The 20,585-nt window shown below is 68.5% G+C and carries 24 protein-coding genes; 12 read left to right on the forward strand and 12 right to left on the reverse strand.

The genetic code is table 11. From position 1 onward, the window contains the following. Positions 1-15 precede the first annotated feature (15 nt). The gene (locus JOE46_RS14955) at positions 16-849 is read left to right on the forward strand and encodes a DUF5602 domain-containing protein (protein ID WP_097212936.1); all 834 of its coding nucleotides are present in this window, start codon (positions 16-18) and stop codon (positions 847-849) included. A 117-nt stretch (positions 850-966) separates the two neighbouring features. Here the strand turns inward: JOE46_RS14955 and JOE46_RS14960 are convergent, their stop codons facing one another. Beyond that, positions 967-1,404, reverse strand: a complete 438-nt coding sequence (locus tag JOE46_RS14960) for an OsmC family peroxiredoxin (protein ID WP_097212935.1) — start codon at positions 1,402-1,404, stop codon at positions 967-969. A 93-nt stretch (positions 1,405-1,497) separates the two neighbouring features. Further along, the gene (locus JOE46_RS14965; protein ID WP_097212934.1) at positions 1,498-3,087 is read right to left on the reverse strand and encodes an MFS transporter; all 1,590 of its coding nucleotides are present in this window, start codon (positions 3,085-3,087) and stop codon (positions 1,498-1,500) included. Between the two features lie 205 nt (positions 3,088-3,292). On the opposite strand from JOE46_RS14965, the gene JOE46_RS14970 reads away from it, so the two are divergent. Genes JOE46_RS14970 through JOE46_RS14990 form a run of 5 tightly spaced genes read left to right on the forward strand, consistent with a single transcriptional unit; the run spans position 3,293 to position 5,260 of the window. Beyond that, the gene (locus tag JOE46_RS14970; RefSeq protein WP_097212933.1) at positions 3,293-3,487 is read left to right on the forward strand and encodes a CbtB-domain containing protein; all 195 of its coding nucleotides are present in this window, start codon (positions 3,293-3,295) and stop codon (positions 3,485-3,487) included. 51 nt (positions 3,488-3,538) lie between these two features. Continuing rightward, the gene (locus JOE46_RS27125) at positions 3,539-3,964 is read left to right on the forward strand and encodes an SH3-like domain-containing protein (RefSeq protein ID WP_097212932.1); all 426 of its coding nucleotides are present in this window, start codon (positions 3,539-3,541) and stop codon (positions 3,962-3,964) included. Continuing rightward, the gene (locus JOE46_RS27130) at positions 3,961-4,257 is read left to right on the forward strand and encodes an SH3-like domain-containing protein (protein WP_332112614.1); all 297 of its coding nucleotides are present in this window, start codon (positions 3,961-3,963) and stop codon (positions 4,255-4,257) included. The genes JOE46_RS27125 and JOE46_RS27130 overlap by 4 nt, the downstream gene beginning before the upstream one ends. Next, positions 4,254-4,934 (forward strand): thiocyanate hydrolase subunit gamma, encoded by a 681-nt coding sequence (scnC, locus tag JOE46_RS14985; RefSeq protein ID WP_077042974.1) that lies wholly within the window; start codon positions 4,254-4,256, stop codon positions 4,932-4,934. The genes JOE46_RS27130 and scnC overlap by 4 nt, the downstream gene beginning before the upstream one ends. Continuing rightward, positions 4,931-5,260, forward strand: a complete 330-nt coding sequence (locus JOE46_RS14990; protein ID WP_097212930.1) for a ScnB — start codon at positions 4,931-4,933, stop codon at positions 5,258-5,260. The genes scnC and JOE46_RS14990 overlap by 4 nt, the downstream gene beginning before the upstream one ends. Positions 5,261-5,285: 25 nt before the next feature. Here JOE46_RS14990 and JOE46_RS14995 read toward each other — a convergent pair whose 3' ends face one another. Then, entirely contained in the window at positions 5,286-5,720 is a 435-nt protein-coding gene (locus JOE46_RS14995) for a PaaI family thioesterase (protein ID WP_209927721.1), read from the reverse strand. Between the two features lie 59 nt (positions 5,721-5,779). Between JOE46_RS14995 and JOE46_RS15000 the strand changes: the two genes are divergently transcribed. The 4 genes from JOE46_RS15000 to JOE46_RS15015 all read left to right on the forward strand — a co-directional run bounded on the left by JOE46_RS15000 (position 5,780) and on the right by JOE46_RS15015 (position 8,685). Continuing rightward, positions 5,780-6,394 carry a TetR/AcrR family transcriptional regulator gene (locus tag JOE46_RS15000; protein ID WP_209927723.1) on the forward strand — a complete coding sequence of 205 codons (615 nt, stop codon included), beginning with the start codon at positions 5,780-5,782 and terminating at the stop codon, positions 6,392-6,394. Then, positions 6,381-7,103 carry an HD domain-containing protein gene (locus tag JOE46_RS15005; RefSeq protein WP_209927726.1) on the forward strand — a complete coding sequence of 241 codons (723 nt, stop codon included), beginning with the start codon at positions 6,381-6,383 and terminating at the stop codon, positions 7,101-7,103. Before JOE46_RS15000 ends, JOE46_RS15005 begins: the two co-directional genes overlap by 14 nt. A gap of 27 nt (positions 7,104-7,130) precedes the next feature. Further along, positions 7,131-7,763, forward strand: a complete 633-nt coding sequence (locus JOE46_RS15010; RefSeq protein ID WP_097212987.1) for a hypothetical protein — start codon at positions 7,131-7,133, stop codon at positions 7,761-7,763. A gap of 97 nt (positions 7,764-7,860) precedes the next feature. Next, positions 7,861-8,685 (forward strand): CPBP family intramembrane glutamic endopeptidase, encoded by an 825-nt coding sequence (locus JOE46_RS15015; RefSeq protein WP_209927728.1) that lies wholly within the window; start codon positions 7,861-7,863, stop codon positions 8,683-8,685. Here the strand turns inward: JOE46_RS15015 and JOE46_RS15020 are convergent. Beyond that, positions 8,659-10,107, reverse strand: a complete 1,449-nt coding sequence (locus tag JOE46_RS15020; RefSeq protein WP_209927729.1) for an FAD-dependent oxidoreductase — start codon at positions 10,105-10,107, stop codon at positions 8,659-8,661. The genes JOE46_RS15015 and JOE46_RS15020 overlap by 27 nt on opposite strands. A gap of 109 nt (positions 10,108-10,216) precedes the next feature. Here JOE46_RS15020 and JOE46_RS15025 point away from each other — a divergent pair, with 109 nt between their 5' ends. Together JOE46_RS15025 and JOE46_RS15030 are read left to right on the forward strand one after the other, a co-directional pair. After that, positions 10,217-10,837 (forward strand): TetR/AcrR family transcriptional regulator, encoded by a 621-nt coding sequence (locus JOE46_RS15025; RefSeq protein WP_209927730.1) that lies wholly within the window; start codon positions 10,217-10,219, stop codon positions 10,835-10,837. Positions 10,838-10,905: 68 nt separating this feature from the next. Further along, positions 10,906-12,162 (forward strand): esterase-like activity of phytase family protein, encoded by a 1,257-nt coding sequence (locus tag JOE46_RS15030; RefSeq protein ID WP_209927731.1) that lies wholly within the window; start codon positions 10,906-10,908, stop codon positions 12,160-12,162. A gap of 73 nt (positions 12,163-12,235) precedes the next feature. Here the strand turns inward: JOE46_RS15030 and JOE46_RS15035 are convergent, their stop codons facing one another. From JOE46_RS15035 to panD, 8 genes are all read right to left on the reverse strand, one after another. Further along, positions 12,236-14,788, reverse strand: coding sequence for an ATP-dependent Clp protease ATP-binding subunit (locus JOE46_RS15035; protein WP_097212923.1), 2,553 nt, complete (start codon positions 14,786-14,788; stop codon positions 12,236-12,238). A 303-nt stretch (positions 14,789-15,091) separates the two neighbouring features. Then, complete coding sequence (locus JOE46_RS15040) at positions 15,092-16,027, reverse strand: triacylglycerol lipase (RefSeq protein ID WP_097212922.1); 936 nt, start codon at positions 16,025-16,027, stop codon at positions 15,092-15,094. 104 nt (positions 16,028-16,131) lie between these two features. Further along, the gene (locus JOE46_RS15045; RefSeq protein ID WP_097212921.1) at positions 16,132-16,476 is read right to left on the reverse strand and encodes an Lsr2 family protein; all 345 of its coding nucleotides are present in this window, start codon (positions 16,474-16,476) and stop codon (positions 16,132-16,134) included. 119 nt (positions 16,477-16,595) lie between these two features. Continuing rightward, positions 16,596-18,107 (reverse strand): lysine--tRNA ligase, encoded by a 1,512-nt coding sequence (gene lysS, locus JOE46_RS15050; RefSeq protein ID WP_209927733.1) that lies wholly within the window; start codon positions 18,105-18,107, stop codon positions 16,596-16,598. A gap of 22 nt (positions 18,108-18,129) precedes the next feature. Then, positions 18,130-18,552, reverse strand: coding sequence for a rhodanese-like domain-containing protein (locus tag JOE46_RS15055; protein ID WP_209927735.1), 423 nt, complete (start codon positions 18,550-18,552; stop codon positions 18,130-18,132). Further along, entirely contained in the window at positions 18,549-19,115 is a 567-nt protein-coding gene (locus tag JOE46_RS15060; RefSeq protein ID WP_097212918.1) for a cysteine dioxygenase family protein, read from the reverse strand. The genes JOE46_RS15055 and JOE46_RS15060 overlap by 4 nt, the downstream gene beginning before the upstream one ends. A gap of 168 nt (positions 19,116-19,283) precedes the next feature. Beyond that, complete coding sequence (locus JOE46_RS15065) at positions 19,284-20,099, reverse strand: type III pantothenate kinase (protein WP_097212917.1); 816 nt, start codon at positions 20,097-20,099, stop codon at positions 19,284-19,286. Between the two features lie 2 nt (positions 20,100-20,101). Then, positions 20,102-20,542 (reverse strand): aspartate 1-decarboxylase, encoded by a 441-nt coding sequence (gene panD, locus JOE46_RS15070; protein WP_027500490.1) that lies wholly within the window; start codon positions 20,540-20,542, stop codon positions 20,102-20,104. Positions 20,543-20,585: the final 43 nt, after the last annotated feature.

Raw genomic sequence — 20,585 nt, forward strand, 5'->3', positions numbered from 1 at the left:
TCGAGAGGCTTCACCATGACCACAATTCGGACTGCTGCCCGCATGACGGTCGCGGCGTGCGCGACCGCATTGCTCGCCGGATGCAGCGCACCGTCGCATTCGCACGCGCATGGTGGGTCGACCGGCGCTGCCGGTGCCGCCACGGGCACCCAGTTGGGCGAGGAGAGCCCACTGGGGCTCGGAACTTCCAGGACCTACGTCGTCAGTGACGATGCCGGACGCCCCACTGAGGTCGGCATTCGGATCTCGGAAGCCGCACTCGACGGGCTGCCCGACGGTCCCGATGCGACCACTCAGATGTCGATGCTCGCGTTGCCATCGGACGCACCCGACACGGGTTTCGATCACGTCATGCTCGACTGGAACCCCCACGGCCACGAGCCGGCGGCACTCTTCGGCAAACCGCACTTCGACATGCATTTCTACACGGAGGCCGTGCAGCACGACATCGATCCCACTGCACCGGATTTCGCACGGCAGGCGGCGAATCTGCCTGATCCGAAATACATTCCGCAGGGATATGCACCCCCACCGGGGCCTGCGGCGGCGAATGCGGTGCCCTTCATGGGACTGCACTGGACCGATGACGCAGACAACGCGGTCCCCGGGTCCTTCGACTTCACCGAGGTGCTCCTCACCGGATCCTGGGACGGGAAGTTCACCTTCATCGAACCGATGATGACGCTGGAATGGCTGAAGACCCGGCCCTCCTTGCGCGAGGACGTGAAGCAGCCGGCCTCGTATCAGAGCACCGGCTACTACCCGACCGTCTACTCCGTCCGCTTCGACGAGCAGGCACGCGAGTACGTCATCGCGCTCGGCGGCCTGACCATGCGTCAGGCGTCGTGAGTCATCCGACCAAGGGCATCGGTCGTATCGGTCGCGTGGGGGGGGGAGGCCGTGTGCGGGCGCCGGATGCACCTCGAGGGGTGGTGCTCTCGTGCACCCGCGCCCTGCCACTACCCGCTAGGTGACCAGCGCCGCATCGAGGGTGATGGGGACCCCGGTCAGGGCCTTGCTCACCGGGCAGGTCTGCTTGGCGGCCTGCGCCGCCGCGGCGAATCCGTCGGCGTCGAGTCCGTCGACCTCGCCTCGGACGGTGAGCGCGATCCCGGTCAGCTTGAATCCGGGGTCGTCGGGTCCCAACGTCACGTCCGCGGTGATCTCCAGGCTCTGCGGGGTGCCGCCCGCCTCGGCGATCAACGCGGAGAGCTGCATGGCGTAGCAGGACGTGTGCGCCGCGGCGATCAACTCCTCCGGGCTCGTGGTCCCGTCGGCATCGTCGGCGGCACGCTTGGGGAACGAGACCTCGAAGGTGCCCGCACCGGAACTGCTGAGTTCGACCTGACCGGACCCTTCCTGCAGGGTGCCGTTCCAGGCCGTGCGGGCGGTGCGTGTCGGCATGAGTGTTCCTTCCGTCAGGCGAGAGTGCGGTCAGGACCAGTGTTCCCCGGGTTCGCGCCCCGAACCACCCGAATCCGGCACCCGATCCCGGCGCTACACGCCGCTCGGCTGCTCCGCGGCGGTGTCCACCTCGTGGTAGCGCGCCAAGAGGGTTCGTTCCTCCTCGCGCTTCGGGAACGCGAAGAAGACCAGGACGGCGCCGACCAGCACGATGAGGATCGCCGCCGCGTACGCCTTGGTGTCGCCGTCGAGGAAGGCCGACCGTGCCGCGGTCATGATCGGCTCGGCGTACTGCGGATACCGCTCTGCGATGTTCGCGGCGCCTGCGAAGGACTTCTCCAGGGTGGACTCCACCTCCGAGCTGACCTGGCTCGCCTCTGGCGTCGCGTTGAGGGCCGCGGTGAACGAGGCCGTGTAGCCCGCTGTCAGAAGCGCGCCGAGCACGGACTGGACGATGGCGCCGCCGAGGTCGCGCTGCAGATCCGCGGTGCCTGAGGCCATCCCGGCCCTGGACACCGGAACCGAGCCGGTCAGCGACCGGGAAGCAGGCGTACCCGCGAGCCCAACCCCGATGCCGAGGAAGATGTAGCCGAGCGCGATCTTCCAGTACTGTGCGTCCTCCTTCCACAGCAGCAACGCCACCACCAGCCCCGCCAGGATTGCCGTGTACCCGAGCAGCAGGGTGAACCGGGCACCGTGGGATTCGACCAGCTTTGCCGACTGCGGCGCGACCAGCACCATCACCGCGGCTGCGGGCAGCCCCGCCGATCCCGCGGCGAGCGTGGAGTACCCCAGCACGTTCTGCATGAACTGCTGGCCGATGTACATCGTGCCCATCAGGGTTCCGAACACCACGATGCCCGCCACCGCGGCCACCCAGAAGATCCGTCGGCTCGCGATCCGCAGGTCGAACAGGGGCGCGGGTGCGCGCAGCTGCCGGAACACGAAGACCACGCCTGCCGCCAACGCGATGATGAGTAGCCCCACCGCGGTGGCGCCCATCCCGTCGACCGGCGCGAAGTTGATGCCGAGGACCAGCGCGGCGACGAGGACGACGGACACCATGCCGCCGAGATGATCGACGGGATCGGTGGACTCGTTGACGTGGCTGGGTACGAAGGTGATCGCCAGGACGAGCGCGATCAACGCCAGCGGCAGCGTGATGAAGAAGACCGAGCCCCAGTCGAACCACTGCAGCAACGCCCCCGACGCGAGCGGCCCCAGCGCCGAGATGCCGCCGCCGATCGACGACCACAGCGCGATCGCCTTGGTCCTCGCGGGGCCGGACCACAGCGCCGTGATCAGGGCCAGCGTGGTCGGGAAGGCCAGCCCCGCGCTGATTCCGCCGAACAGCCGAGCCAGGAACAGCACCTCGACGCTCGGCGCGAAGGCGGCCACCAGGCTGGCCGGTATCGACAACACCATGCCCAGCACCAGCATCGTCTTGCGGCCGTACCGGTCGCCGAGGGCGCCCAGGTACAGCACCGACGCCGCTAGACCGACCGAGTAGCCGACCGCGATCAGGTTCAGCTGGGTCTGGCTGGCGTCGAACGCCTTTCCGATGTCCGGGAGCGCGACGTTCGCGACCGCGAGGTTCAGGTTCGCCACGGCGGCGACGGTGATGAGCGAGAGCAGGACGAGTGGGGCCCGCGAGGGCCGGTCTCCTGAGGTAGTGATCGCCACCCGCCAAGTTCACACCAAACCCGGGCCCGCCGCCCTATCGGCGCGCCCACGTGGCCCTTCGGGACTCCGCGGAAAAGCCGGGATCGGCGCGGAGCCGCGGTGTAGCCTCAGATTGCGGTGAACGTGATGGGGATCACTCCCCCGCGCCGCGGGCACACGCCGAGCTTCAGCTGGATCACGGGACGTCCCGTCACCAGGAGGAACCATGGCCCTAGTCCATTCACCAAGCGGGACAGCGGAGTCGCTGCGCGCGATCACCCTCGTCGTCGGCGTGATCCTGCTCGCGCTGCTCACCCTCTACCTGGTCGGATTCGACCAGGGAGCGATCTCACGCACCGGCATGTACATGCACGAACTGATGCACGACGGCCGTCACCTGCTCGGCTTGCCCTGTCACTAGCCGAAGCAGCGAACACGATCGGCCAGAGGCTCACGAACGACGGAGACCTCGATGAGTTCACCGAACAGTTTCGACGCACTGCAGACTCGGGTCGCGGATATCGCACCGGTCTACCGCAATCCGCTCGACTCGCCCTACGAGCTCTCCAACGAGATGTTCGCGGCGTTGCGGCACGTCCTCCACGACGTCGGCGGCCAACCCGACCTCCCGATCGAGTACGAGGAGAAGGTCGAAGAGCCCTGGGAGATGAGCACGTACGTCACCTGCGAATGCCTGGGCTGGCGCGGCGTGTGGAACTCCGAGGAGCGGCGCCGGGCGGAGAACGACCTCGGCGCGACGCTCTACTTCGGACTCCCCTACTACGCCCGTTGGGCCACCGTCGCCGCGAAGACCCTGATCAACAAGGGTCTGATCACCCCAGACGAACTGTCGGCCAAGCTGGACGAGGTGCGGGCACGGACCGAGGCGGCGTCATGACGAAGTTCCAGATCGGAGACCGCGTCACCGTCAAGGACGCGACGTCGATGTTCCACACCAGAACCCAGGCGTACACCCGCGGCCGGACCGGGGTGGTGGTCGAGCACCGCCCGGAGTGGGTGATCCCCGAGGACGAGGCGTGGGGACGCGAGGACGGCCGCAAGGAACCCTTCTACGTCGTGCGGTTCCTGCAGCGCGACCTGTGGCCGAAGTACACCGGATTTGACGCCGACACCCTCGAGACCGAGTGCTCGGAGCGGTGGCTGGAACCCGCCGAGGAGGAGCCGAAGTGAGCCAGACGCACGATCACCACGCACCGATCCAGGAGTCAGGAGAGATCAGCGAGTTCGAGATCCTGGAGACCGCCGTCCGGGAACTGGCGATCGAGAAGGGCCTGTTCTCGGCGGAGGACCACCGGCGCTTCTCGGAGTGGGCCGAGTCCGTCGGTCCCGCTGGCGGATCGCGGCTGGTGGCCAAGGCCTGGACGGACCCCGAGTTCAAGGCACGTCTGCTCGCCGACGGCACCGAGACCTGCAAGGAGGTCGGCATCGACTGGCGGGATCCGACCGGGTCCGGGACCCCGAGCGACTACACGTACTTCTACGTCCTGGAGAACACCCCGACGGTGCACAACGTGATCGTCTGCACCCTGTGTTCCTGCTACCCGCGGCCGGTGCTCGGCATGTCGCCGGACTGGTACCGGACCCCGAACTATCGGAGGCGCCTGGTCCGCTGGCCCCGAGAGGTGCTCGCGGAGTTCGGATTACACATGCCACCCGAGGTCGAGGTGCGGGTGCACGACTCGAACCAGAAGTCGCGGTTCATGGTGATGCCGATGCGACCCGAGGGCACCGAGGGGTGGACCGAGGAACAGCTCGCCGCCATCGTCACGCGCGACACCATGATCGGGGTCGCGCTACCCCAGGTCGACTGGACCGCCTCCGAGCCCCCGTCGAAGGTCGGTGCGTGATGAGCGACGGATACCGCGTGCTGTTCGACACGCTCGAGCCCGGATCGCGGCGCGAGTCGAGCCTGCCCGAGCTGGACGGGAAGCCGGCGCCGTGGGAGTCGAGCATGCAGGCCACCTGCGAATGCCTGTCCTGGCGGGGGGCACTGGACAACCTGGAGCGACGCGAGGCCGAGGACGAGCTCGGCGAGACCATCTACCTCGATTTCCCGGTCCGGGCACGCTCGGCGGTGGTGACCGCGCACGCCCTGCTGGACCTGGGCATCATCGACCAGGAAGAGCTGCGGTCGAAGATGGAGGCGGTGCGGGAACGGTTCGAGCGCGAATGACGCCACCGGCGAGAATCGCCGCCGTTCAGCCGACCTGATACGTCCCCATGCCCCTGGCCACCAGCGTGCCCCCGGCCGTGGTCACGATGTCGACGGAGCAACTACTCAGTCGACGGCCCTGCCGCACTCGCGTTCCGATGATGTCGACGTCCTCGGCGAACGCCGGCTCCAGGAACTGGATCGACATGGCGACGGTGACGCCCCGCAGCTTCTCGGGGACCCTCGGCCCGGCCCACGCCGCGGCCATGATCCCGATGTCGATGCACCCCGCGAGCGCGCCGCCGTGGACCATCTCGCCGACGGTGACCAGGTTTTCGCGGAACGGCATGCGCAGGCGTGCGTGCTCGTCGCCGATGTCGACGAGCACGATACCGAGGTGCTGCACGAAGGGCGAATGCGGCAGGAACAGCCGCATCGCCTCGGAGCCCGTGGTGGGTGCCTGGATTGTTGCCTCGGACATGACCTCACCCCTCAATCAGAGTTTGACTACGTTTTCGGAACTGTACTACGGTTTCTGGCATGAGCCTAGACCCGCCGGCCGACCGCAGGCGCCGCCGTACACACACGGCCGTCCTCGATGCCGCGGATCTGCTGTTCACCCGTGACGGATACCGCGCGACGAGCGTCGACGCCCTGGCGAACCAGGCGGACGTCGCGCTCAGCTCCATCTACGCGAACTTCCCCGGCGGCAAGTCCGACGTGTACGCCGCCCTCGCCTGCCGCACGGCGAGCGAGCATGCGGAGGGCATGCGCGAGGCGATGACCGGCGACACCGCCGAGGACCGACTCCTGGCGACCTTCGACGCGTACGTCGCGTTCCATCGCGCCCGACCGCTGGCCTTCCGGATCCTCGGCCTGACGGACGTCGACGACCGGGATTCCGAGATCGTGACGCAGGCCCGAATGCGCATCGACGCGACGCTGATCGGGATCACCCGCGACCTGGTGGCGGCGATCGGTTCGACCCTCCCCGGCACCGAGGAGATCGTGCTGCTGGCGTGGGCGACCGTCAACGGCGTGCTCAGCCTCGAGCTTCGCCACACGATCTCCCGCGCCAGCGCGGATTCGCTCATCGAGATGGCCCGGTCGGACGGCGCCCGCAGATTGAAGGAGTCGGCACATGCTCAGAGGTGAACTGGGCCGGGCCGACCGGCTCCGGATCATGCTGCAGGCGGCCACCATCCAGACCCGCGCGCTGCCAAGCCAATTGGCGAGAGTGCCGAAGTCCGGCCCGGCGACCCCGGCGCTGATCGACCCGCCCGATTCCACCCTGACAGGGGAGGCCCTCGAACACGCCCGCGAGGTGCTCAGCCCCGGCGTCCTCGCGCACAGCCTGCGATGCTGGCAGTGGGCCATGCGATTTCGCGCGGTGGACGGCCTCGAACCCGACCCCGAGGCACTGTTCGTCGCGTGCGTCCTGCACGACACGGCACTGGGTGCGCCCGCCGACGCGCACGCCGGCTGCTTCGCGCTGCTGGGGGCCGACGAGGCCAGGCGGTTCGTGGTCGCCCGCGGCGCCCCCTCCGTCACGTCGGAGACGGTGGCCACCGCGATCGCGCGTCACATGGACCCGCGCACGCCCACCGGGCACGGCCCCGAGGCCGCCCTGCTGCACGACGCCGCCCACCTCGACGTCGCCGGGTATCGGGTCCGGGACCTGCCTCCGGACGTGCTGCGCTCCGTCATCGCGGCACTCCCCCGCGACGGGCTGGGCGCGGAGTTCGGCGAGCTGGCCAGGCACGAGAGCCGGGTCAGGCCCCGATCGACGGTCGCCGTGCTGTGGCGCAGCGGGATGCGGATCCCCCTCCGCCTCAACCCCCTCGACCGGCTCGGAGTCGACTGACCGCGACGACGGCATAGCGTGCTGTTCATGATCCCCGATGACGATCCGACAACCCCGGCGCCTGCCGGCGGTGCCATCCGGATCGTGGTGCTGGCGCGCGCGGCCCACAGGAGGAGGCCGCGGAGGCGGGGGCCGGTCCTGGTCGGCATCGACGGCCCTTCAGGCGGAGGGAAATCCGCCCTCGCCGAGCACGTCTCCGCGGCACTCGGCGATGCGCCGGTCGTCCGGATGGACGACCTGTACCCCGGCTGGGACGGCCTTGCCGCGGCCGTTCCCCGGCTGGTGCGGTGGGTACTCTCCCCCGCCGGGCGCGGCCTGGTCCCGCGCTATCGGCGCTACGACTGGCATCGCGGCGGATACGCGGAGTGGCGCGCGGTCCACCGCCATCGATACCTGATCGTCGAGGGCGCCGGCGCGACGACCGGACGGGCGCGGGGGTACTACGCGGTGCGGGTGTGGGTCGACGCCGACCCGGACGAGCGGATGCGGCGCGCCCTGCGGCGCGACGGCGACATGTTCCGGCCGCACTGGGACCGCTGGGCCCGGCAGGAGGCGGCGCTGTTCGGGCGGGACCGGACGCGGCGGGCCGCCCACGTCGTCGTCATCACGAGTACCGGTGCGGCGCCGGGCCTGAAGTCCCCGTCACTGGGCCCACGGTAGGAGACCGGCGGGACCAAGATCAGTTCCGGGGTGGATGCCCCCGGAGGGGTGCCCGCGCGAGGCTGAGCCGGTCGGTCTCCCGAAAGAAGGTCCCCGCGTGTTCCCACGCCTGCCCGATCGCACCGCGTCGATCGTCTACATCGTCCTGGTTCTGGTGATCGCGCTCGGCACCGCGAACATCGCCGAGGGACTGCTGCTCGCCTTCTCGCCACTGCTGGTGGTTCTGGTCATGATGCTGGTCGTCACGCGGGAGGGCTACCGGCGCGACGGGTGGCGCCCGCTCGGCATGACCCGCCTCGGCCTGCGGTACTGGCCCTTCGCGCTGCTGGCCACCGCGGGCGTATCGGCACTCGCGATCGTCGGCGTCGCGCTGGCAGGCGCGGGGAGCCTCACCGCCCCTTCGGGCGACTGGCTGCAGTCCTCGCTCATCCTCTGCATCACGGGGCCGATCCTCGCGTTCGCCGAGGAGATCGGCTGGCGGGGATACCTGCAGCCGCGCCTTGAGTTCCTCGGCGAGCGGCGGGCGATGCTCGTGGTGGCCGTGGTGTGGATCTGCTGGCACCTCCCCTACATCCTGCTGACGCCGTACTACCACGCCGAGGGGCAGCGCGCCCTCGTGCTCATCCTGTTCGGCGCCGCGGTGGTCGCGTTCTCGTTCCTGTTCGGCTACCTGCGCATTCGCTCCGGCAGCGTGTGGCCGGCCGTCCTCGCGCACTTCGCGCACAACGCCTCGTTCGCGGTTCTCGCCACCTACGTGATCACCACCGACCACCCCGTAGTCGTCAACGAATACCTGGCCGGGGACACCGGCCTGTTCGTGCTGGTCGGCACCGCCGCCTGCGCGATCGCGCTCGCGCGACGCGGGGCGACCGTCAACGGGGATCCCGCGGAGCGCTCAACACTGACGTCCGGGCGAGGGTGACCCCGTCCACGCACGCAGCGCCGTGCGCCAGCCACCGTCGCCTGCCGTGGTCCCGACCCACGCGATGTATCCGTCGGGGCGCACCAGCAGATCGGGCCCGGCGTCGGTTCGTTCGGCTTGGAGGACGTCGGTGTCGCAGCGGGTCGCACCGCGACGACGGACGAGCACGAACCCAGGGGTGCGTTGCATTTCGGCCAGCCGACCCCGCCGCAACGGGACCTCGGTGGCGCGGGTGCCGACGAGCGAGTGCTGCCCGCGACCGTGCTGATAGCGCAGGGTGACGCCGGAGAAAGCGCCGGCGATCAGGTTCGAGATCGGCAGGAACTCGAGGACCCTCGGCGCGAGGAGGTCGCGGGCCCACCGCGCCAGGGCCGGCCTCAGCGTCACGGCCCGCATCATCGCGCCGCTCTGGAACAGCACGCGGCGGCCGATCGGGTGTCGCTCGGACTGGTAGGTGTCGAGGATCGCGTCATCGGCGCCGCCGAGAGCCAGGTCGAGTTTCCAGGCCAGGTTGGCGCCGTCCTGGATGCCGGTGTTCATGCCCTGGCCGCCCATCGGGGAATGCACGTGGGCAGCGTCGCCCGCCAGGAACACGCGTCCGTGTCGATAGTTCTCGACCTGCCGCTCGTCGCAGTGGAACCGCGACCGCCAGCTGATCTCGGCGACGCCGACCGTATGGCCAAGGGTCCGGCCGAGCACCTCCTCGACCTCCCCTGACTCCACCCCGGCGCTGTCCGGGAGCTGGTGGTTGCGGTCCCACGTCACGGACCGATACCAGCCGTCGTCGCCGTACGGCACGAGGAACGCGAACTCGTTCGCGGTGCTGCCGAGTACGGGCCCGCCCCCCCCTGGGCCGTTCTCGAGACGGACGTCCGCGAGGACGACGGACTCGAGGACGGTCTTGCCGGGGAACGGTGCGCCCAGCAACTCGCGAACGGTGCTGTGGGCGCCGTCGGCACCGACGACGTAACGGGCCCGCCAGGCTCGGGTGGTGCCGCCGCCCTTGGGCCGAGCGGTGACGGTGACACCGTCGGCGTCCTGTTCCAGGCCAACGACTTCGGTACCCCGGTGAATGACGGCGCCCTGCTCGCAGGCGTACCGCAGGAGGGTCTGATCCATATTGGTCTGCGGGGTGATCAGGGCATACCGGTATCGCGACGGCAGCCGTGCCAGGTCGAGTGTCGCGTCTGCGAACAGGTGTACCACGGAAATAGTGGTGCCCAGTTCGAGCAGACCGTCCGCCAGGTTGCGGCTGTCGAGCACCTCCAGCGTGCGGGCCATCGTCGCGAATGCCCGGCTGGACGGATTGATCTGCGGCCAGCGTTCCAGGACGGCGACCTCGCGTCCGGCGCGGGCCAGATCACCGGCGATCGTCAGGCCCGTCGGGCCACCGCCCACCACGACCACATCGACCTGTTCCATGACTCGCGCTCCCCGCTATGTCACCGACTGTTGACATAAACGGTACGCCGCTCCATCCTTCAAGTCCACGCTCGGTGACTTATCCGATCGTGCGGGATAGGTTCGGGGAATGAGCAGCACGAGCGTCGGCAACACCGGACCCACCCGCGCCAGGAACGCCGAACAGACCCGCGCGGACATCCTCGCCGCGGCCCGAGCCCGCTTCGCCGCGGACGGATTCGACCGCACCACCCTGCGGGCCGTCGCGGCAGACGTGGGAATCGATCCCGCGCTGGTGATTCGCTACTTCGGCAGCAAGAAGGACCTTTTCGCGGCCGCCGCCCACGTCACGCTCGACTTCCCGGACCTGCGCGGCGTGCGACCCGACAGGCTGGCCGAGGTCCTGCTCCCCCGCTTCTTCGCCGTATGGGAGGGCCAGAGCACATTCCTCGCCCTGCTCCGCTCGGCGATGACCAGCGACAGCGCCGCGGCCACCATGAGAGCGGTCTTCGTCACCCAGGTGACGCCCGCACTGTCGGTGGTCACACCCGACGAACCCGCCCGGCGGATCGGCATGGTCGGCTCGTTCATCATCGGTCTGGCCACCGCCCGCTACGTGCTCGCCACCCCCGGGATAGCCGAGGCCGGCCACGCCGAGATCACGCGGTGGGCGGGTCCCGTCATCGAACATCTCCTGACCGGTCCGGCACCGGACGAACGGACGGACGAGATCACGACCCGACCGAGATGACCCGCCACACCCCGATGTTCGCCCGGCCGACGGCTGGTGGTCACCCGGCCGCCCTAGGTTCAGCCCTCATGCGCACTCACACAACCATGTTGACCGCGGCCGCCGCCGCGGTGCTCGCCGCCGTCGCGGCGGCTCCCGCCTCCGCCGCGCCGCCCGCGGCGCCGATCGTGAAGTCGTCCGCGACGCTGCCCGCCACCCCACTCTCCGACGTCCAGAAGCAGATCGCCGACGACCGGGGCGTCAATCTCGGCGGCATCGGCAGCGGCATCTTCCCCATGGGCGGAAACGAGTACTGGACCGTCACCGATCGCGGGCCCAACGGCGAGGTGAAGGTGGACGGCTCGGACCGCCGCACCTTCGTCGTCCCGGAGTTCACCCCCGCACTGGTCCGGATCCGGGTCGTGGGCGACCGCATCTCCGTCCTCGAGACCCTGCCGTTGACCACCCCCGCAGGCGCGCCCGTCACCGGCCTGTCGAATCTCCCGCGCGACGAGAAGCCGTACGCCGCCGATGCCGCCACACCGCTCCCGCTGAACCCCAACGGACTCGACACCGAGGGCGTGGTCCGGACCCCGGACGGCCATTTCTGGCTGGTCGACGAGTACGGTCCCTCCATCGTCGAGGCCGACGCCAAGGGCCGCGTCGTCGCCCGGCACGTACCCGCCGGTCTCGAGGACGACTACGTCGCGGCCGGGGTCGCGTACCCGGTGACCGGCAGCCTCCCCGCGGGCCTGGCCGACCGGAAGGCCAACCGCGGCTTCGAGGACATCGCCCTGCTGCCCGACGGCCACACCGTCGCCGTCGCGCTGCAGAGTTCGCTCGTGGTCAGCGGCGACAAGGACCGCACCGTCACCGAGCTGCTCACCTTCGACACCGCGACCCGTGCCACGGTGCACGAGTTCGGCTACCAGTTCGACGACCCGTCCACCTTCGCCGCGGGCACCAGGGGCCGCGACCTGAAGATCTCCGCGCTGATCCCGCTGTCGCAGACCCGGGTCCTGGTCGAGGAGCGCACCGACACCGAGGCCCGGTTCCACGCCGTGGACCTGGACCCCGGCCGCGCGCTGATCACCAGCGCCGACAAGACGCTGTTCGCGAACCTCGCGGGCGTCGCGGGCGTGCCCGGCAAGATCGAGGGCGCCGCGATGCACGGCAACCGGCTGATCCTGATCTCCGACAACGACTTCGGCTTCGACGGCACCCGCGCCTATGCGGCAGGCGAGAAGGTCGCGGACAGCGGCATCGAGACGGTACTGGTCGAGGTGAAGATCGACGACGGCGGCGGATCCTCGGATCTCCCTTTCCCGGTGACGCCGCTCTCCTGAACCGCGAATTCCGCCTGAGACACGACAACGCCCCGCGAGCTCTCGCTCGCGGGGCGTTTGTCGTACGTGAAACCTAGTCTGCGGAACCGCCCTCGACGGGGGCCTCACCGGCACCCGCCAGCGCCTCCGCGGGCGAATCGGGCACCTTGACCGGCTTCGGACTACCGGTGAACGTGAACTTCGCGTCCTCGCCGGCGCTCTCGCCGTCCCAGCCCTCGACGTCGACCAGCACGATCTGGCCGGCACCGAGCTCGTTGAAGAGGATCTTCTCGGAGAGCTGGTCCTCGATCTCGCGCTGGATGGTGCGACGCAGCGGCCGCGCACCCAGGACGGGATCGAACCCGCGCTTGGCGAGCAGCGACTTCGCCTGCTCGGTCAGCTCGATGTCCATGTCCTTGTTCTTCAACTGCTTCTCGACGCGGCCGATCATCAGGTCCACCATCTGGATGATCTGATCCTTGGTCAGCTGGTGGAAGACGATGATGTCGTCGATGCGGTTGAGGAACTCGGGCCGGAAGTGCTTCTTGAGCTCATCGTTGACCTTGAGCTTCATCCGCTCGTAGTTCGACTCGTTGCCCGTGCCGGAGGTGAAGCCCAGCCCGACGGCCTTGGAGATGTCCGCGGTGCCCAGGTTCGAGGTGAAGATCAGCACGGTGTTCTTGAAGTCGACCGTGCGGCCCTGACCGTCGGTGAGACGGCCGTCCTCGAGCACCTGCAGGAGGGTGTTGTAGATCTCCTGGTGCGCCTTCTCGATCTCGTCGAACAGCACCACCGAGAACGGCTTGCGCCGGACCTTCTCCGTGAGCTGGCCGCCCTCCTCGTAGCCGACGTACCCGGGAGGGGCACCGAACAGCCGCGAGGCGGTGAAGCGGTCGTGGAACTCGCCCATGTCGATCTGGATGAGCGCGTCGTCGTCGCCGAACAGGAAGTTCGCCAGCGCCTTGGACAGCTCGGTCTTACCGACACCGGACGGGCCGGCGAAGATGAACGAACCGGACGGACGCTTCGGGTCCTTCAGGCCGGCACGGGTGCGGCGGATCGCCTTGGAGACCGCCTTGACGGCGTCCTCCTGGCCGATGATCCGCTTGTGCAGCTCGTCCTCCATGCGGAGCAGACGGGTGGTCTCCTCCTCGGTGAGCTTGAACACCGGGATGCCTGTCCAGTTGCCCAGGACCTCGGCGATCTGCTCGTCGTCGACCTCGGCGATGACATCCAGGTCACCGGAGCGCCACTGCTTTTCCCGCTCGGAGCGCTGGGCGACCAGCTGCTTCTCCTTGTCGCGGAGGTTCGCGGCCTTCTCGAAGTCCTGCGCGTCGATCGCGGACTCCTTCTCCCGGCGCGCGTCGGCGATCTTGTCGTCGAACTCGCGCAGGTCCGGCGGCGCGGTCATCCGGCGGATGCGCATTCGGGCGCCCGCCTCGTCGATGAGGTCGATCGCCTTGTCCGGCAGGAAGCGGTCGTTGATGTACCGGTCGGCCAGGGTGGCCGCGGCCACCAGCGCGCCGTCGGTGATCGAGACGCGGTGATGCGCCTCGTAGCGGTCCCGCAGACCCTTGAGGATCTCGATGGTGTGCTCGACCGTCGGCTCGCCGACCTGGACCGGCTGGAACCGGCGCTCGAGGGCGGCGTCCTTCTCGATGTACTTGCGGTACTCGTCGAGGGTGGTCGCACCGATGGTCTGCAGCTCGCCGCGGGCCAGCTTGGGCTTGAGGATCGAGGCCGCGTCGATGGCGCCCTCGGCCGCACCCGCACCGACCAGCGTGTGCAGCTCGTCGATGAACAGGATGATGTCGCCGCGGGTGTTGATCTCCTTGAGCACCTTCTTCAGGCGCTCCTCGAAGTCACCGCGGTAGCGGCTGCCCGCGACAAGGGAACCCAGGTCGAGGGTGTACAGCTGCTTGTCCTTGAGCGTCTCGGGGACCTCGCCGTTGACGATTGCCTGTGCCAGGCCCTCGACGACCGCGGTCTTGCCGACGCCCGGCTCGCCGATGAGGACCGGGTTGTTCTTGGTCCGGCGGCTGAGCACCTGCATGACCCGCTCGATTTCCTTCGAGCGGCCGATGACCGGGTCGAGTTTGCCCTCGAGGGCGGCCTGGGTCAGGTTCCGGCCGAACTGGTCGAGGACCAGCGACGTCGACGGGGTGCCCGCCTCGCCGCGGGTGCCGCCCGCCTCGGAGGGTTCCTTGCCCTGGTAGCCGGACAGCAGCTGGATGACCTGCTGACGGACCCTGTTCAGGTCGGCGCCCAGCTTGACCAGCACCTGGGCTGCCACGCCCTCGCCCTCACGGATGAGGCCGAGCAGGATGTGCTCGGTGCCGATGTAGTTGTGGCCGAGCTGCAGCGCCTCGCGCAGGCTCAGCTCCAGCACCTTCTTGGCGCGCGGGGTGAAGGGGATGTGACCGGACGGGGCCTGCTGACCCTGGCCGATGATCTCTTCCACCTGGCTGCGCACGCCTTCAAGGGAGATACCCAACGACTCCAGCGACTTCGCCGCCACGCCCTCACCCTCGTGGATGAGGCCGAGCAGGATGTGCTCTGTGCCGATGTAGTTGTGGTTGAGCATCCGGGCCTCTTCTTGGGCCAGGACAACAACGCGCCGCGCGCGGTCGGTGAACCTCTCGAACATCGCTCTCCCTCACGTTCTTCTTGGGGTAGATCCCTACACGGAATCCACGAGCCGCACCTCTACTCTAGTGGCCAGTGGTACGACCTGCGCCGCCTCCATCCCATTCACTGCGGGACAGTGTGCCTGCTTACTGGTCCTAACGCAGCAGCCAGGGGTTTCGTTTCCCGTCAGCTCTACGCCAGCAGCGAACAGGGGCAGATGCGGCATCGGCCGCACACCTTTTCCCAAGATCGCACAGCGATTGCACACCCAACGCGTGTGCGACCTTGTCAAAAGGTGTGCGCAGTGGATCGGGAGAAGGACTCAGCCGGCGATAGGCGGCACGAAGACGCAGGGCACCTCGCGCTGATGCGCGGGATCGAGGGCGTTGAGCACCATCGTCCGCGCGCGCCGCTCGCCCGCGATCGAGAGGTGGTCCGAGTAGTCCTGTTCGCAGCCGTCCTGCACGACGATATTGGTCGCCTGCGGCCCCGGCTCGATGCCGGAGGTGTACGGAACCACGATCTCGTCGTAGCGGGTGACGATGTTGGTGTACTCGATACCCGGCACGTACAGGCCGCCGGACCGCATGCGGTCAACGAACGCCGAGCCGTGCATCATCTCGGGACATGCCTTGCACGCAGGGAACCCGAGCTGGAATTCGTCGTCGACGCCCAACCCGCGCAGCGCGGCGCCGAGGCTGAACCCGTCGACCCCGTAGGTGCCGTCCCACGGCGGCGCCAACGAGACGATCCGGCCGACCTTGGTCGCCCCGCCACCGAACTTCACATAGTTGTTGGCCACCACGGTGCCCTGGGAGTGGCCGACCAGGTCCACCTTGTCGGCGCCGGTCGCGGCGAGCACCAGGTCCACGAACGCCGCGAGCTGCTCGGTGCTCTCGTCGATGGGGAGCATGCCGCCGATCCCGCTCAGCGGCGCCGGGAGGTCGGCGAAGTTGCCATAGGTGATGGCGAAGACGCAGAAACCCTCGTTCGCCAGCATCGGCGCGTACGCGGCCCAGTTGGTCTGCCGATTGCCCGCGGTGCCGTGCACCAGGACGACGGGTGTGGGATGTTCCGCGGTCGGCCGGCACGACCAGTCATTGCTGCCGGGCGCCGATCCGCCCGGATTGGTCAATTCCGGCATGACGCCGGAAAGAAAGGTATCGGGCTCGGGGAGGGGCGCTGCGCCCGCGGCGCCTGTGCTCCAGAACAACGCGGCCGCCGAAATCAATGAACCGATCACAATTCGCCAGCGCATGACACTCCCCCTCGAGTTGCTCCCTCGTCCGCCCGCCCGATCGCGAGGCTAACAGCCTGCATGCGATGGGGCGGGCGAAACGAGAGCACAAAACTTCGGGAAGATCAGTTGGCTTTGTTGTACGCCTCGGTGATTTCCGCCGAGATACGACCGCGGGCCGAAACCTTGTGGCCATTGCGCCGCGCCCACTCGCGAATCGCCGCACTCTGTTCGCGGTCGATCGCCACCCGACTCTTGCCGCCTGCTACCGCGGTCTTGGCCCGCCGACGCCCGGTGGACCGTCGTGCGTGGGAAACCCAAACCTCAAGCTGCTCGCGCAGTTTTGCGGCATTCGCTGACGACAGGTCGATCTCGTAGGTGACGCCGTCGAGACCGAACTCGACCGTTTCGTCGGCGGCCGCTTCCTGGTCCACATCATCGATCAGGGTGACGGTGACCTTTTTCGCCATGGATCGAGTTTCCTTTCAATGAACTGCAATTTTGCGCTTCCCCGCGCCGGCTGCGACGAGTCTACGCCCATTCCGACGGACGCAATACCGGAGAAAAGCAAATTAGCAATTGAAAGAGGTCAGCGAGCCGAGGGTCGCACAATTGGGAAGAGGATAGTTTCGCGGATACCCAATCCCGTCAACGCCATCAACAGGCGGTCGATCCCCATCCCGGTGCCCGTCGTGGGCGGCATTCCCTGCTCCATCGCGGCGAGGAACTCCTCGTCCAGGGCCATCGCCTCGTCGTCGCCGGCCGATGCCAGCCGCGCCTGGTCGACGAACCGCTCGCGCTGGATCACCGGGTCGACGAGTTCCGAGTAGCCGGTGGCCAGCTCGAACCCGCGCACGTAGAGGTCCCACTTCTCCGTCACCCCCGGCTCACTGCGATGCTGACGGGTCAGCGGCGAGGTCTCCACCGGGAAGTTCCGGACGAAGGTGGGCGCGAAGAGCTGGTCGCCGCACTGGTGCTCCCACAGCTCCTCGACGAGCTTGCCGTGGCCGTAGCCCTTGTCCTTGGGCACCTCGAGTCCGACCTTCTCCGCGAGGGCCAGCAGTTCGTCGACGGTCGTCTCGGGGGTGACGGACACCCCGATCGCCTCGGACAACGACGGGTACATCTCGAGCGTCTTCCACTCGCCGCCGAGGTCGTACTCGGTGCCGTCCGCGAGCGTCACCAGCTGGGTACCGAACGCGGCCTGCGCCACCTCCTGGATCAATTCGCGGGTCATCGTCGCGGAATCGTCGTAGGTGCCGTACGCCTCGTAGGTCTCGAGCATCGCGAACTCCGGCGAGTGCGTCGAATCGATGCCCTCGTTGCGGAAGTTCCTGTTGATCTCGAAAACCTTCTCGATACCGCCGACGACGCATCGCTTCAGGAACAGTTCCGGGGCGATACGCAGATACAGATCGATGTCGAGCGCATTCGAATGGGTGATGAACGGGCGCGCCGCGGCGCCGCCCGCCAGCGTCTGCAGCATCGGGGTCTCCACCTCGAGGAACCCACGCCGCTCGAGCGCGTTGCGCAGCTCACGGACCACCGCGACGCGCTTGCGGGCCATCTCCCGCGCCTCGGGCCGCACGATCAGGTCGGCGTAGCGCTGACGGACCCGCGACTCCTCGTTCATCTCCTTGTGCGCGACCGGCAGCGGACGCAGCGACTTCGAGGCGATCTGCCAGGCGTCGGCCATCACCGAGAGCTCACCGCGGCGAGAGCTGATCACCTCGCCGTGCACGAAGACGAAGTCGCCCAGGTCGACGTCCGACTTCCACGCGGCCAGCGCGTCCTCGCCGACGGAGGCCAGGCTGATCATGGCCTGCAGCTGGGTGCCGTCGCCCTCCTGCAACGTCGCGAAGCAGAGCTTGCCGGTGTTGCGGACGAAGATCACCCGGCCGACGACGCCGACCTCGGTGCCCGTGGCCGTGTCCGGCTCCAGGTCAGGATGCTGCGCGCGCACCTGTGCGAGCGAGTGGGTGCGCGGCACCGAGACCGGATAGGCCTCCTGCCCCTGCGCCAGGATCCGGTCCCGCTTCTCTCGGCGGATCCGGAGCTGCTCGGGGGTGTCATCGGCCGGCTGGATTGCTGCATCACTCACGGGTGACCAGCATAATGCGCCCTCAGTGAGCGGCGACGGCCGCGGCCTCCCGAACGTAGTGCCGGGCCCTGGTTGCGACGCCGAGCAGGCCCGCGGAACGGAGCGCCTGGTACCCGCCGACGAGGTCGGTGGCCCGGTGCAGACCCAGTTCCTGCAGCGCCGCGGCCGCCAGGCTGGACGTGTAGCCCTCCGAGCAGACCACGATCCACTCGACGTCGTGGTCGGCGGCCAGCGCGATGCGCGCGCTGCTCGCCGGGTCGAGGCGCCACTCGAGCACGTTCCGTTCGATCGCCAGCGCGCCCGGCAGCGCGCCCTCGGCGGCACGCTGGGCCTGCGGCCGGATGTCGACGATGATCGCGCCGCGGGCGACGGCCTCGGCGACCTCGAACACATACATGCGGCGGTAGCTGCCGCGGGCCTTCTCGAGCATCTCGTCGATGGTCATGCCGACTGTCCTTCCGGGAGATCGGTCAGCTCGGTGCGGGTACGCCGCAGGGTGCCCTGATCGGTCACCTCGTAGTAGGACATCGCCGAAAGCGGCGGCGAGTAGGCGTGCACGCTCAGCGTCGGAGCGGTCGGACCAACAGCGTCGCCGGGGGCCTGCATGACGTCGTGCACCCAGCCGAGCGGGAACGAGGCCTGATCGCCTGCGTCGAGCGTGCGGTACTTCAGTTCACCGCCGCTCCAACGATATTCGGCCAGCACACCGCTCAGCACGGTGAGCGCGCCGAGCGATCCGGCATGGTCGTGCAGTTCGGTCGCGAGGCCGGGAGCCCAGCTGATCAGCCAGACGTCGACGTCATCGTCGGCGTGCAGGCGGGTGGACCAGCGCTCGTCCGTCGGCCACGACCCGGTACCGGGCAGCAGATCGGCGAAGCGGCCGTCGAGCACGTCCTGCGCGCCCTGGTCGGTGATGCGCAGCAGGTCGGCCGGCCGCAAACGGCTCGGCGAGGACAGCGCGTTGACTGGTGATGGCACCAAAGAAGAGACCACAGATGTGGAAAGCATGGGAGAGACTCCAGGAGGGTGAATTGGTCAAGGCCGTTGTGACGTGCCTCAACGAATCGAGGCGGCGTTCAGCCTCGACAACACTCCTGAGCAACCATGCGGCGATTCACGGCAACCAGTGTGGCACAGAACTCCGGATTGGCAAACCCTCCGGCCATCGGCTGGCTGTCAGCCGACCGGCGGGTGCTTCGCGGCCCGTCGGGCCTGGTTGCGCTCGTAGACGATCCGCAGCCCCTCGAGCGCGAGGTCCCGTTCGATGTGCGCGATGGTCTCCGACTCCGGCATCACCAGGGGGGCGCTCTCCCCCGTGGCGATCACGTTCACGTCGTTGCCCGCGAACGCAGGCACCTCGGCGCGCACCCGTCGCACCAGACCGTCCACCAACCCGGCGAACCCGAAGATCGCCCCGGCCTGCATGCACTCGACGCTGTTCTTGCCGACCACCGCCCGCGGACGCACCAACTCGAACTTCCGCAGCGCCGCCGAGTGCGAGGCGAGTGCGTCCGTCGAGGTCTCCAGACCGGGCGCGATCGCGCCACCCAGGAACTCGCCCTTCGCCGAGACCACATCGACACAGGTCGCGACCCCGAAGTCCACGACGATGCACGGTCCCCCGTAAAGGTGGTGCGCGGCAAGACTGTTGACGATCCGGTCGGCCCCGACCTCCTTCGGGTTGTCGACCAGCAGCGGCACCCCGGTTCGCACACCGGGTTCGACCACCACGTGCGGGACGTGCTCCCAGTAGCGGGACAGCATCACCCGCAGTTCCCGCAGCACCGACGGAACGGTCGACAGCGCCGACACACCCACGATCTGGTCCACGCTCTCGCCGAGCAGGCCCCGCAGCATCCAGGCCAACTCGTCCGCCGTCATCCGCGGATCCGTGCGCATCCGCCAGTCCCGCACCAACTTCGAGTGGTCACCCGCGCCGGCGAACAACCCGAGTGAGATGTTGGTGTTGCGGACGTCGACGGTGAGCAGCACGGCTACACCAGCGCCGAGGCGTCTTCGAGGGTGGAGAGCATCCGCGGCGTGATCAGGCCCGACCCCTCGGGGGCGTGCGCCGGGTCGGCACCGAGCTCGATGGCCTTGTTGTCTGCGTCGACGAAGACCACACGCGGCTGGTAGTCGCGGACCTCCTGCTCGTTCATCACGCCGTAGGCGATGAGGATGACCAGGTCGCCGGGATGAACCAGATGCGCTGCCGCACCATTGATCCCGATCACCCCGGAGCCACGCTCACCCGCGATCACGTAGGTCTCGAGGCGGGCGCCGTTGTTGATGTCCACGATGCACACCTGCTCGCCCTCGAGCAGGTCGGCGGCGTCCATCAGGTCCTGGTCCACGGTGACCGAACCGACGTAATGCAGGTCGGCGTGGGTCACGGTGGCGCGGTGGATCTTCGACTTCATCATGGTGCGAAACATGTTGTGTCCTTCGGGTCTGGCTGGAAATCAGGGTCGGAAGAGG

The sequence above is a fragment of the Rhodococcus sp. PvR099 genome, assembly GCF_017833315.1.
GTDB lineage: Bacteria > Actinomycetota > Actinomycetes > Mycobacteriales > Mycobacteriaceae > Rhodococcus_G > Rhodococcus_G oryzae.